This window comes from Lelliottia sp. 489, from assembly GCF_050435885.1.
Taxonomy (GTDB): domain Bacteria; phylum Pseudomonadota; class Gammaproteobacteria; order Enterobacterales; family Enterobacteriaceae; genus Enterobacter; species Enterobacter nimipressuralis.
The window spans coordinates 674032-686867 of the sequence record NZ_JBNDLC010000002.1; the positions used below are offsets into that span (position 1 = coordinate 674032).

A 12836-nucleotide genomic window follows, 5' to 3' on the forward strand; every position below is an offset into this window, starting at 1 on the left:
TATCATGAGTTCCTTGCTGGAAGAGACGAGAGTGATGCCGCATGTTCAAACAGCGCGCGGCGGCGCAAAAAGGCGGCGGATGGCGGTGCTATCTGAATAACACTGCGATCGCGGTTAATTTCCTGCCAGCGATGGCAGGCGACCTGGCGCCCGCCCTCCAGAACCTGTGCGATCGGTTCGACCTGGCGGCATTCATCCGTGACATACGGGCAGCGGGTGTGGAACCGACACCCGGAAGGGGGATTCGCCGGATTCGGTAAATCGCCCTGCAACAGCGGCGCGTCGCGCTCCATGCCCGGCTGCATCTGGGGCGCAGAGGCAATCAGCGCCTGCGTGTACGGGTGCAGCGGCGCGTCAAAGATTTCATCGACGGTAGCCAGCTCAACAATCTGGCCGAGATACATCACCGCCACGCGGTCGCTCATATGGCGAATGACCGCCAGGCCGTGAGCGACAATCACCATTGTCAGCCCCAGCTGGTGTTTCAGGCTTTCGAGCAGGTTCACTACCTGCGCCTGCACGGAGACATCCAGCGCGGAAACCGGCTCATCGCCCAGCAGCAGTTTTGGCCCGGAGGCTAGCGCGCGCGCAATGCCGATACGCTGACGCTGTCCGCCGGAAAACTCGTGCGGATAGCGTCCGGCCCAGGCGGCAGGCAGCCCGACGGTTTTCAGCAGTTCCGCGACGCGATACTGGCGGTCGGCTTTTTTCATATTCTGGTGCAGCCACAGGGGTTCACCGACGATCTGCTCTACCGTCATGCGCGGATTGAGCGAGGCGAACGGGTCCTGAAAGATGATTTGCAGTTCACGGCGGAGCTGGTTCAGGCGCGAACCTGACGCGTGGGTAATCTCTTCGCCCTGATAGAACACGCGCCCTTCGCTGGCCGCCAGCAGGCGAAGCAGCAGTCGACCGAGGGTGGATTTCCCGGAACCGGACTCACCGACAATGGCCAGCGTTTCGCCCGGCATCACGGCGAGTGAAACCCGGTCAACGGCGGTGACAAAACGGGCCGGCGCAAAGAGTTTTTTCGGGCCAGGGAAGAGTTTGCTCAGATCGCGAGCTTCAAGGATCGGGGTGGTCATGCAATTTCTCCCAGCGCAATGTGTTGCTCAAGGGGCACACGGAAACAGGCCACCTGATGGCCCGCTCCAAGGGTGTGAAGCTGCGGTTTTTCATCGTGGCAGCGCGTCTGGGCGAACGGACAACGTGTCGCGAAACGGCAGCCCTTCGGCATCGATTCGGGCAACGGCACGCTGCCCGGGATGGTCGAAAGCTGGCCTTTACGCGCACCGAGGGACGGAATCGACCCCATCAGACCGATGGTGTAGGGGTGCTGCGGATCGGCAAAAATACTCTCGACGCTGCCCTGCTCCACGACCTGTCCGGCATACATCACCGCCACCTGCTGCGCGACTTCCGCCACCACACCCAGATCGTGGGTGATCATCAGCACGGCGGTGCCGGTTTCGGCTTTTAAGGTATTCAGCAACGTCAGGATTTGCGCCTGGATTGTCACGTCCAGCGCGGTGGTTGGTTCGTCGGCAATCAGCAGACGCGGGTGGTTAATGAGCGCCATCGCAATCATCACACGCTGGCGCATCCCGCCGGAAAGCTGATGGGGATAAGATTTAAGACGCATTTCCGGTGCCGGGATCTGCACCTTTTCCAGAATTTGCAGCGCCACTTTCATGGCGTCGGATTTCGACATTTTCTGGTGGCGGATCACCGCTTCACTAAGCTGATCGCCGAGAGTAAAAGCCGGGTTGAGGGAGGTCATCGGCTCCTGAAAGATCATCGCCAGTTCACTGCCGCGCAGATCGGCGTATTCACGCGGGGAGAGCTTGCGCAGATCGTGGCGACGGAACTGCATTTCACCGCTGACAATCTGCGCACTGGCAGGCAGTAGCCCCATCAGCGCCAGCGACGTGATACTTTTTCCGCAGCCGGACTCCCCCACCAGCGCCAGCGTTTCACCGGATTTCACGGTCAGGGAGATGCCGTCGAGCACGCTGACCGGCGATCCAGCGAATTTCACATTGAGATTGTGCAGGCGAAGGACCGGCGCTGCCTCCTTAAAAGGGATCGTCGTCATAACAGGGAATCATCCTCAAGGTTGATGGCCTGAATCAGGGCAGTTTGCAGGGTGAGCAGGTGTTCGCGCATCGCGGCGGCTGCTTCATTGGGCTGGCGGTGGATAATCGCCGTCATGATTTTGTGGTGGTGATCGTTGTAGCTGTCGACGCGCTCTGGGGTACGCGCCAGCTCACGCAGGTGCTGCCAGCTAGGTTCGCGCCGGACTGCATCAATAGCATCGAACAACCCCAGCATCAGGCGATTACCCGCAGCCTCAGCAATGGCGCGGTGAAAGGCGCTGTCCCACAGTTCGTTAAGATCGCGGTCATCCGGGCTGACCTTGTCGATGCGTTCCAGCATGCGCTGCATCAGCGCGAGGTTTTCCCTGGTGGCACGCAGTGCCGCAAGACGGGCTAAGCCGGGTTCGAGCTGCAGGCGGGCTTCCATCACTTCCAGCAGATTGGTTTGCTGCACCAGCCCCTGAAGCGCAAGAGGTTCAACCGGTGCGGCAGGGCCAATGAAAGTGCCTTTGCCCTGCTTGCGCCAGATGCGTCCCTCTTCTTCCAGCACGTCCAGCGCACGACGAACTTCGCGTCGCCCTACGCCGAGTGTTTCCGACAGCTCACGTTCGGTGGGCAGCGGAATGCCTGGTGTTGACTCGTGCTGGTTGATCAGACCGCGCAACTGCTCAAGTGCGGTGCTGGAATTTGCCAGAAACCGTGACGATTTTTCCATATTGGTTCGCCTGCTCTCATCATTGCTTTATTTTTATTAACAATAAGTTATTGATATAGATAACGTCTTATTGCACATAGAGTTAAGCAATTAATGAACCAATAAATCATTGGTTCAGGAACTTTCTGGAAAACCGTAAGTAAGCTAATGATTATTTGAGACTTATTTTTACAGGATTGTTACAAGAGGAAACGTTTGGAGCGAAGGATGAGATGGAATTGCACACTAAAAGTGCAACCATCGCACCAATATCGAACGATTGTTAATAAATTGCACTGCTAATATTAACTTTTTGTTAACTAATATCAGTGAGGAGCTAAGAGAGATAAGGCGCTGAAATGACGAAAGCCTGAATCATTTCTGATTCAGGCTTTCTAATGTGGCGGAACGGACGGGACTCGAACCCGCGACCCCCTGCGTGACAGGCAGGTATTCTAACCGACTGAACTACCGCTCCGCATTGTTCCCTTGGGAACGAGGCGAATATTACGGTTTGGTTCTGATCCCGTCAACGCTTTTTCTCAACTTTTGAATCAGTTGCTGCAAAATTCGCCCACACGGTGCTTTTTACAGCATAACGGCATCTGTTATGCGCGCCAGAGGCAGCTGCCGCCCTTCTTTTGCACGATATCGAGACGCGATTCATGGGCGGCGATCTCCTCGTCACTGGCTAAAATCACCCGCAGACGGCTCGCCTGACGCACCACGCGCTGAATTCCGGTGTCATCCGCCTGACGGGAGTCGTTTTCGGTGCTAAACGCCATCGAAGTCTGGCCGCCCGTCATGGTCAGATAGACATCCGCCAGAATCTGGGCATCGAGCAGTGCGCCGTGAAGCGTACGCTTGGTGTTATCTATTTCGTAGCGCGAGCAGAGGGCATCGAGGCTGTTACGCTTGCCCGGAAACATCTTCCTTGCCAGCGCCAGGCTATCGGTGACTTTGCAGAAAGTATTGGTTTTCGGGATATTGCGGTTGAGCTTACTGAACTCATAGTCCATAAAGCCGATATCGAACGAAGCATTATGGATGACGAGCTCAGCCCCGCGGATGTAGTCCATAAACTCATCGGCAACGTCGGCGAAGGTCGGTTTATCCAGCAGGAACTCATCGGCAATTCCGTGAACGCCGAACGCTTCCGGGTCCACCAGACGGTCGGGCTTCAGGTACACGTGGAAGTTGTTGCCGGTGAGACGACGGTTCACCACTTCGACGGCACCGATCTCAATGATCTTATGGCCTTCGTAATGTGCGCCAATCTGGTTCATACCGGTGGTTTCGGTATCGAGGACGATCTGTCGTGTAATTGCAGTGCTCATATCGGTCATTTATGTCAGACTCGTCGTTTTACTGATCGTTTCAAATACAGGAAGTCTACCAGAGATGATTAAGCAGGTAGAAATTTTCACCGATGGATCTTGCCTCGGGAATCCAGGGCCGGGCGGCTACGGCGCCATTTTGCGTTACCGTGAGCATGAGAAGACCTTTAATGAAGGTTTTCGTCTGACCACCAATAACCGCATGGAGCTGATGGCCGCGATCGTCGCGCTGGAAGCATTAAAAGAAGATTGCGATGTGGTTATCAGTACCGACAGCCAGTATGTGCGCCAGGGGATTACCCAGTGGATCCACAACTGGAAAAAGCGTGGCTGGAAAACAGCCGATAAGAAACCGGTCAAAAATGTCGATCTCTGGAAGCGTCTGGACGCGGCACTGAGCCATCACACCATTAAGTGGGAATGGGTCAAAGGGCATGCGGGGCATCCGGAAAACGAACGTTGCGACGTTCTGGCGCGCGAAGCGGCGATGAATCCGATCCACGATGACGTGGGCTATCAGCCGGAATCCTGATCAGGGTTTTCGGTACTGTCGCGTCGCCCCGACCGTCTGTCGGATTTGTGCTTTTGATTTGCTCTGTTTCATCGGGTTCAGCGTAAGTGGAACCGTTCGCTTACGCGCGACGATGAGCTGCATGCAGCCAAGTGCTGGCAGATGGGTTGTCAGCATTTTACCGCCCTTCCCCGCCCAGGGTAACACCTGGAAGCCGCTGTAGTACATCACTTCAAAATTCAGTAATGACAGCCAGTCGAGCTGACGTGTAAAGGTAAACATGCGGCTGTTATAGGGCGGCGTGCGGCGCAAAACGGGCACCAGCTTGCGCAATCCCATTAGGCTCATCGGATTGAAACCGCTGAGGACCAGCCAGCCGTCATCGATTAGCACGCGGTCGGCTTCGCGAAGTAAACGGTGCGGGTCGCTGCACCAGGGGAGCGTGTGGGCCATCAGGCAGGCGTCGACGGATTTCTCGGCGAATGGCAAATGGAGCGGATCGGCTTTAACCTGAAGGGGGTGACCGTTAAGAGAGACATTCACCTGATGGGAGATGGCGCAACTTTCGGAGTTGATTTCCGCGCTCAAATTGCCAATCTTAAGCAGATGAAAACCATACATTTTTGCAAACCAGGGATTGAGCTGACGCTCAAGCGCCTCGCGATAGTATTCACCCCACCGCAACTGGGACCAGTTCTCTGGTGCTGAGACAATCTGAGGTATCCTTGCCGGCTTCATCAACACACCCGTTACGTAATGAGAGGTAATTTATGAATCTTATCAGCATTCCCGCGTTTCAGGACAACTACATCTGGGTTTTAGTCGGCGATGATAAGCGTTGCATTATTGTCGACCCAGGCGATGCGGCACCGGTATTGCAGGCTATCGAGGAAAACGGCTGGCAGCCAGAGGCCATTTTGCTGACTCACCATCATCACGATCATGTCGGCGGTGTCCCTGCTTTGCGGGCGAAATTGCCCCATTTAGTGGTTTATGGTCCGCAGGAGACACAAGATAAGGGCACGACTCGGGTAGTCAAAGATGGCGAAAAAATCCTCATACTGGGATACGATTTTTCTGTATTTGCTACACCCGGTCACACTTCCGGACACATTTCTTTCTTCAGTTTCCCTTATCTTTTCTGCGGTGACACGATGTTCTCCGGCGGGTGCGGAAGATTGTTCGAAGGGACGCCAACCCAGATGTACCAATCCTTCCAGAGGATAAACGCTCTCCCGGATGATACCCTCGTTTGCTGCGCCCACGAATATACATTAGCAAATATGAAGTTTGCATTGAGCATCCTGCCTGACGATCCTGCGATTCAGGATTATTACTACAAAGTGAATGAGTTACGGGTAAAAAAACAAAATACACTGCCCGTAATTCTGAAAAATGAGCGCAAAATAAATTTATTTTTGAGAACCGATGATATTGATTTAATTAATAAAATTAACCAAGAAACAAATTTGCAACAACCTGAAGAGCGTTTTGCATGGTTACGGTCAAAGAAAGATGACTTCTGACAATTGCGGGTTGCCTTTTGAAAGTTTCGCCGTTATTATCGCTCGTCTTTTAAGCAACTATTGACACACACATGAAGGCAAAAGCGATATTACTCGCCTCTGTCCTGCTTGCCGGGTGCCAGAACACTGGCAACATACAGCAGCACGCACAGAGCCTTTCTGCAGCTGGTCAAGGGGAAGCAGGGAAGTTTACAAGTCAGGCGCGTTGGATGGACGATGGGACATCATTCGCGCAGGAACAGGACTTGTGGGCCTCTATTAGCGACGAGCTGAAGATGGGGATTCCGGAAAACAACCGGATTCGCGATCAGAAACAGAAGTATTTAAGTAATAAGAGCTATCTCCACGATGTAACTTTACGGGCAGAGCCGTATATGTACTGGATAGCAGGGCAAGTTAAGAAACGTAACATGCCTATGGAACTGGTACTACTACCCATAGTGGAGAGCGCTTTTGACCCGCACGCGACGTCTGGTGCCAATGCCGCAGGCATTTGGCAGATCATTCCGAGCACAGGGCGCAATTATGGTTTGAAACAGACTCGCGGCTACGATGCGCGTCGGGATGTGGTCGCTTCTACGACTGCCGCTCTCGACATGATGCAACGTCTGAATAAGATGTTTGACGGTGACTGGTTGTTAACGGTCGCAGCGTATAACAGCGGTGAAGGTCGGGTAATGAAGGCAATGAAAGCGAACAAGGCGCGTGGTAAACCCACCGATTTTTGGTCTCTCTCATTGCCACAGGAAACCAAGCTTTACGTACCGAAGATGCTGGCTTTGAGCGATATTCTCAAGAACAGTAAACGTTATGGTGTAAATCTGCCAACGTCTGACGAAAGTCGCGCGCTGGCCAGAGTGAGCCTCAGCAGCCCGGTTGATATGAAACAGGTTGCTGATATGACGGGAATGTCGGTGACAAAGCTGAAGACCTTTAACGCAGGCGTGAAAGGCTCTACGCTGGGTGCCAATGGGCCTCAGTACGTGCTTGTGCCGCAGAAGCATGCCGCACAGTTACGTGAGTCTCTCGCATCAGGTGAAATTGCTGCCGTTCAGTCAACGCTGATTGCAGATGTTTCATCTGTCAGCAGCCGTAGCTATAAGGTTCGTTCCGGCGATACCATTTCAGGCATTGCATCACGTCTTGGCGTGAGCACGAAGGATCTGCAGCAGTGGAACAATCTGCGCGGTTCAAACCTGAAAGTTGGCCAGAACCTGACGGTTGGCGCTGGCAGCAGCGCACAGCGTCTCGCCCGCAACAGCGATAGCATTACTTATCGCGTACGCAAAGGCGATTCACTGTCCAGTATCGCGAAAACGCACGGCGTGAACATCAAAGATGTGATGCGCTGGAATGACGATACGGCCAATCTGCAGCCAGGCGATCAGCTGACACTGTTTGTTAAAAACAGCACGACGCCAGACTCCTGACAGCCAGACCCATAGAAAAAGGCACCGATTCCCCCGGTGCCTTTTTTGTTTTTTCTTATCCGGCTTTTTGCGCTTCCGCCAGGATCGTATCGCTGGTAAACGACCCCTCCTCCTGCAATTCAAAGTACGCTTTCACTTCCGCCGAGGCACTCTCCTGATACAAACGAATCGCCTGGCTTAACGTGTCGGGTGTTCGCATACGCGCAATCCATGAGGAGAACTCCAGCGGCAGGCGGTCCGTCACCAGAGAGCGGGAAACTAAACCGGCCTCGGTGATCATCGCGAACCATTCACCGCTCGAATAGTTGCGCACGTGCGAAGTATCGCGCAGGGCTTCAACGGTCTGCAGCCAGATATCACGAACCGGGTTTCCGGGTGACATGATATCCATAATGATAAAAATCCCGCCCGGCTTCAGCACGCGTTTGATTTCGCGCAGTGCCTGGCCGACATCGTGCCAGTGATGGGCGGAGTAGCGGCTGATCACCACGTCATAGGTTTCGTCGTCAAAAGGGAGTGATTCTGCGTAGCCCTGGCGGGTCGAAATATTATTCAGCCCTTTTTCTTTCGCTGCGTGGGTGACAACATCGAGCATCTGGCCAGACAGATCGTAAGCGGTAACGTGCGCGACATGCTGTGCAGCGACAAAGCTGGCATGCCCTGCTCCACAGCCTAAATCAAGAACCTGCGCCTGCGGAAATGCAGACAGGCGCTCGCCGAGACGCACCAGGTCGCGGCCAGAGGCGTGTACCGCACTGGTCAGATAGGCGCTTGCCTGGGAACCGAACTGTTTTTCTACGTTGTCATGATGGGATTGTGTTGTCATCGTACTGTCCTTTGGTTGTGAGAAAAATAAAGGGCAGTACCTGCACAGGCCTGCCCGACGGCAGACCTGACGCACCATTACTTCTCAGGTTTGCCGGGACTGAATTCAACAAGTAGTGGATTGTGATCAGAGGCGCGCGTCACCAGTACAGAGGCTTCGTGCACATTCAGACCACGATAGAAGACAAAATCAAGCGGACGACCAAACGCTTTGCGCCGCTGATCGTCGGTGAAACGCACTTCGCGCAAGGACATTTCGCGCGCAAAGCGATACAACGCATTCATGCGCGGACGACTCCAGGCATTGAAATCCCCCGCCATAATAATCGGCCCACTGTGATGCGCGATCTGATCGCCAATGGGAAGTAACTGCTTACTATACACATCGACACCCAGGCTAAAATTCACGGCGTGAATGTTTACCACCATCAGCAGGCGGGTATCGGGCAGAGGATAGACGGTGACTAGTGCCGATTTTGCCAGACGCAGAATAGGCTCGCGCTCACGCAGTGGGCAGCAGTAAACCGGGTGCGCAGCGGAAAGCGTCATTACGCCCGAGGGGTGTTGGGGCAAGACAAAAGCGGGAACCTGGTCTGCAGCGAGGTAGTTGGTAGTTGCAAACCGAACCAGTTCAGGCGTAGTTTGCGCCTCCTGCAACAGCACCAGATGCGCATCCTTACCGAAATTCTTCAGCACGGATAACCACTCTGCACGCTGCTGCTTGAAGATATTCCACACCAGCACGCGAATTTTGTCATCGCTGCTTAAGGGGGCGCCAGCGGGCAATGCCTGGCCAAGACTCGCAAACGACCCCGGAGGCAAAATTCTCTCCGCAGGTTGTCCGGCAATATAGCGCATGGCATAGGTATTTTTTCGCACTTTTCGAAACGACCTCTATAGCATTGAACCAGCCCGGAAAACGGACTGGTTCTACTGTTATAGGGATTTTAGGTCACACTTTCAACGCAATTACTCATAAACCTCTGTCTGGTTTTGTAAGCAAGCGCTTACTGATACTTATCCCAGTGCTACACGAGCCGTTTTATCGAGGCGACCACTCAGGCCAATCAGCAGGAAAGCAGCCAGGACGATCACGGCACCAATCCACGGCGTCTGCGCTAAACCAAAGTGCTCAACCGTTTGCCCGCCGATGATTGAACCCAGCGCGATCCCTACGTTAAAGGCGGCGATGTTAAGGCCTGAGGCGACATCTACGGCGTTAGGTGTATACAGTTCGGCCTTCTGCACTACGTAGACCTGCAGGCCGGGCACGTTGCCGAAGGCGAAGATCCCCATCACCAGAATCGTGCCCAGCGCCGCGTACTGCATGGAGGCGGTAAACTGGAACACCATCAGCAGCACAACCAGAGCCGCGAAGATGAATTTCAGCGCCGGTACAGCACCGTGTTTATCGGCAAGTTTGCCGCCCCAGATATTACCGATTGCGACAGAAACCCCATATCCCAGCAAGATCCAGCTCACTGCACTCGGTGAGAAGCCGGCCAAATCCTGCATCATCGGAGCCAGGAAGGTGAACGCCGTAAAGACACCGCCGTAACCCAGAGCCGTGATGGCATAGATAATCAGCAATCGAGGGTGCGTCAGCACTTTCACCTGATCGCGGAGACTGGCACTCGCACGACCGGGAATATTTGACGGTACAAGGATCAGGCTTGCAATCAGTGCAATGACCCCCAGCAGTGAGACGGCCAGGAAAGTTTCACGCCAGCCAAAATGCTGTCCGATAAAGGTGCCCAGTGGCACGCCCGTCACCAGTGCAACCGTCAAACCGCCGAACATAATGGCGATGGCAGATGCCGCTTTCTCTTTGGGTACCAGGCTGGTCGCGATGGTTGAGCCAATCGAGAAGAACACGCCATGCGCGAGGCCAGTCAGCAGGCGGGCAATCACCAGCGTGGTGTAGTCCGGTGCCTGCCAGGCGAGGATGTTCCCGGCGGTAAAGAGCACCATCAGCGCCATTAACAGCTGTTTACGTGGGAAACGTCCGGTTAACGCAGTCAGAACAGGTGCGCCAATCGCAACGCCCAGCGCGTAAATGGAGACCAGCAAACCGGCAGAAGGTAGAGAGATAGAAAGTTGATCGGCAATCGTAGGAACCAAACCTACGATGACAAATTCGGTCGTGCCAATTGCGAAGGCACTGATCGTCAGGGCAAGAAGCGCCAGTGGCATAAAATACTCCGTATCATCAGGATTAAGATGACACGAAGTATGCGCCAGTGTTTAAATAACAAAAATGGTCAAAATATCAATAGAATTTTGCGGGTGGTGCAATAATGAAAGCAACCTCAGAAGAGCTGGCAATCTTCGTGGCTGTCGTGGAAAGCGGGAGTTTTAGCCGGGCTGCAGAGCAGCTGGGACAGGCAAATTCGGCGATTAGCCGTTCCGTCAAAAAGCTGGAAATGAAGCTTGGGGTGAGTTTGCTGAACCGGACGACGCGGCAGCTGAGCCTGACCGAAGAAGGTGAGCGTTATTTTCGCCGGGTGCAGTCGATTTTGCAGGAGATGGCCGCAGCAGAAACAGAGATCATGGAAACACGGAGTACACCGCGCGGGCTTTTGCGCATCGATGCGGCCACTCCCGTCGTGCTGCATTTTCTGATGCCATTGGTGAAACCCTTTCGCGAACGTTACCCAGAGATGACCTTGTCGCTTGTATCCTCTGAGACGTTCATCAACCTGATTGAGCGCAAAGTGGATGTGGCCATTCGCGCCGGAACGCTGACGGACTCGAGTCTGCGCGCCCGTCCGCTGTTTACCAGCTATCGCAAAATCATCGCCTCACCCGACTATATTGCGCAATATGGTAAACCTGAGACGGTAGAGGAGTTAAAAAATCATCTCTGTCTGGGATTCACAGAGCCGTTATCGCTGAATACCTGGCCGATTGCCTGCAGCGACGGTCAACTTCATGAGATTACCAGCGGGCTGTCCTCAAATAGTGGGGAGACACTGAAACAGCTCTGTCTTAGCGGGAATGGGATTGCCTGTCTGTCTGACTATATGATTAATAAAGAGATAGCCCGGGGTGAGCTGATCGAGTTGATGGAGGACAAACGTCTGCCGGTGGAGATGCCCTTCAGTGCAGTTTATTACAGCGACCGCGCAGTCAGCACCCGTATCCGGGCATTTATCGACTTTCTGAGTGAGCATATAAAACAGCTCCCGAAGGAGCTGTGAGAGGGTTTGAGGCTACAGAGGGCGGCTGAAATTAATCCCAGTTTGGGGCCAGACCTTCCGGGCTGACCAGGCGGTCGTTGCAATCAAGCGCAGCGATCGCTTTTTGATCTTCACCATCCAGCTTGAGACCCCGCGCCAGAAGGTTGCTCGCCAGATTCTCACGTTTCGTTGAAGAAGGGATCACGGCATAACCTTCCCCCATCGCCCACGCCAGGATAACCTGCGCCGCCGTTGCATTGTGCTTATCAGCAATACGCGCAATGACTTCATCTTTCAACGCTTTACCATACGCCAGCGTCATGTACGACGTGATGTGAATGCCTTTCTCTTTCGCCCAGCTCACCACTTTACGGTTTTGCAGGTACGGGGACAGCTCAATCTGATTGGTGGCAATATTTTCTGCGCCAACGGCCGCAATCGCCTTTTCCATCAATGGAATAGTGAAATTTGAGATCCCAATATTGCGAGTCAAACCTAACTTTTTAGCTTCCAGAAGTGCCAGCATAGTTTCTTCAACAGACACAGCATCACCTGGTGAAGGCCAGTGGATCAGCGTCAGATCGACATAATCTGTACGCAGCTTTTCCAGGCTCTCTTTCAGGCTTGGGATCAGCTTGCCTTTGCTGAGGTTTTCCGTCCAGATCTTCGTCGTGATGAATAATTCTTCACGTGGTACGGCGCTTTCTTCAATGGCCTGGCCTACTGCCGCTTCATTGCCATAAATTTGTGCGGTATCGACAGTACGATAACCTAATTCGAGAGCAGTTTTAACAGATGCGATGACGACGTCGTCTTTTAGGCGGAAGGTGCCAAGACCGAATGCAGGGATAGTCATGTAAATCCTCTTTAATCATTATGTTCGTTAACTGAGGATGATTATCGCGTGGTATAGGTATGTTGAAAAAGAGTGAAATATGCAGAGGATTTTTGCGTTTACAGCAATAATTAAATTTCAGACAAGAAAAAGCCCTGAGCATTAGCTCAGGGCTTTTAATAAGTGGCGGAACGGACGGGACTCGAACCCGCGACCCCCTGCGTGACAGGCAGGTATTCTAACCGACTGAACTACCGCTCCACCGAAGACTTCTGTAACCACCGGATTCATGCACCGGTTTACTACTTAATTTGATGCCTGGCAGTTCCCTACTCTCACATGGGGAGACCCCACACTACCATCGGCGCTACGGCGTTTCACTTCTGAGTTCGGCATGGGGTCA

Annotated in this window: 12 protein-coding genes, 2 tRNA genes, 1 rRNA gene and 1 pseudogene; 4 read left to right on the forward strand and 12 right to left on the reverse strand. The window is 53.7% G+C overall.

Annotated features, from left to right (window positions below):
* Positions 1–2 precede the first annotated feature (2 nt).
* From ABIE11_RS11160 to dnaQ, 5 genes are all read right to left on the reverse strand, one after another.
* Positions 3–1085, reverse strand: coding sequence for an ABC transporter ATP-binding protein (locus ABIE11_RS11160; protein WP_319423982.1), 1083 nt, complete (start codon positions 1083–1085; stop codon positions 3–5).
* Entirely contained in the window at positions 1082–2095 is a 1014-nt protein-coding gene (locus tag ABIE11_RS11165; RefSeq protein WP_102104395.1) for an ABC transporter ATP-binding protein, read from the reverse strand. The genes ABIE11_RS11160 and ABIE11_RS11165 overlap by 4 nt, the downstream gene beginning before the upstream one ends.
* Positions 2092–2811 carry a FadR/GntR family transcriptional regulator gene (locus ABIE11_RS11170; RefSeq protein WP_100777521.1) on the reverse strand — a complete coding sequence of 240 codons (720 nt, stop codon included), beginning with the start codon at positions 2809–2811 and terminating at the stop codon, positions 2092–2094. Before ABIE11_RS11170 ends, ABIE11_RS11165 begins: the two co-directional genes overlap by 4 nt.
* Before the next feature lie 380 nt (positions 2812–3191).
* Positions 3192–3268, reverse strand: a tRNA-Asp gene (locus ABIE11_RS11175).
* A 130-nt stretch (positions 3269–3398) separates the two neighbouring features.
* Positions 3399–4127, reverse strand: a complete 729-nt coding sequence (dnaQ, locus tag ABIE11_RS11180) for a DNA polymerase III subunit epsilon (protein WP_429184507.1) — start codon at positions 4125–4127, stop codon at positions 3399–3401.
* Here dnaQ and rnhA point away from each other — a divergent pair.
* On the forward strand, positions 4081–4659 hold the full coding sequence (rnhA, locus tag ABIE11_RS11185; protein WP_164971799.1) for a ribonuclease HI: 579 nt from the start codon (positions 4081–4083) through the stop codon (positions 4657–4659). The genes dnaQ and rnhA overlap by 47 nt on opposite strands.
* On the opposite strand, the gene ABIE11_RS11190 is transcribed toward rnhA, so the two are convergent.
* Positions 4660–5376: a class I SAM-dependent methyltransferase gene (locus ABIE11_RS11190; protein WP_123430015.1), complete on the reverse strand. Its 717-nt coding sequence runs from the start codon at positions 5374–5376 to the stop codon at positions 4660–4662.
* A gap of 32 nt (positions 5377–5408) precedes the next feature.
* On the opposite strand from ABIE11_RS11190, the gene gloB reads away from it, so the two are divergent.
* On the forward strand, positions 5409–6164 hold the full coding sequence (gene gloB / locus ABIE11_RS11195) for a hydroxyacylglutathione hydrolase (protein ID WP_429184508.1): 756 nt from the start codon (positions 5409–5411) through the stop codon (positions 6162–6164).
* A gap of 71 nt (positions 6165–6235) precedes the next feature.
* Entirely contained in the window at positions 6236–7594 is a 1359-nt protein-coding gene (gene mltD / locus ABIE11_RS11200; RefSeq protein WP_102104398.1) for a murein transglycosylase D, read from the forward strand.
* 55 nt (positions 7595–7649) lie between these two features.
* On the opposite strand, the gene ABIE11_RS11205 is transcribed toward mltD, so the two are convergent.
* From ABIE11_RS11205 to ABIE11_RS11215, 3 genes are all read right to left on the reverse strand, one after another.
* The gene (locus tag ABIE11_RS11205; protein ID WP_429184509.1) at positions 7650–8420 is read right to left on the reverse strand and encodes a class I SAM-dependent methyltransferase; all 771 of its coding nucleotides are present in this window, start codon (positions 8418–8420) and stop codon (positions 7650–7652) included.
* A gap of 77 nt (positions 8421–8497) precedes the next feature.
* Positions 8498–9298 (reverse strand): endonuclease/exonuclease/phosphatase family protein, encoded by an 801-nt coding sequence (locus ABIE11_RS11210; protein WP_100777529.1) that lies wholly within the window; start codon positions 9296–9298, stop codon positions 8498–8500.
* A 138-nt stretch (positions 9299–9436) separates the two neighbouring features.
* Entirely contained in the window at positions 9437–10612 is a 1176-nt protein-coding gene (locus tag ABIE11_RS11215; RefSeq protein ID WP_100777530.1) for an MFS transporter, read from the reverse strand.
* 104 nt (positions 10613–10716) lie between these two features.
* Between ABIE11_RS11215 and yafC the strand changes: the two are divergent.
* Positions 10717–11648, forward strand: a pseudogene (gene yafC / locus ABIE11_RS11220) (DNA-binding transcriptional regulator YafC).
* Positions 11649–11650: 2 nt separating this feature from the next.
* On the opposite strand, the gene dkgB reads toward yafC, so the two are convergent.
* From dkgB to rrf, 3 genes are all read right to left on the reverse strand, one after another.
* A complete protein-coding gene (dkgB, locus tag ABIE11_RS11225) occupies positions 11651–12454 on the reverse strand; it encodes a 2,5-didehydrogluconate reductase DkgB (protein WP_429184510.1) in 804 nt (267 codons plus the stop codon).
* A 163-nt stretch (positions 12455–12617) separates the two neighbouring features.
* A tRNA-Asp gene (locus tag ABIE11_RS11230) sits at positions 12618–12694 on the reverse strand.
* Between the two features lie 55 nt (positions 12695–12749).
* Positions 12750–12836, reverse strand: a 5S ribosomal RNA gene (gene rrf / locus ABIE11_RS11235); the annotation flags it as partial.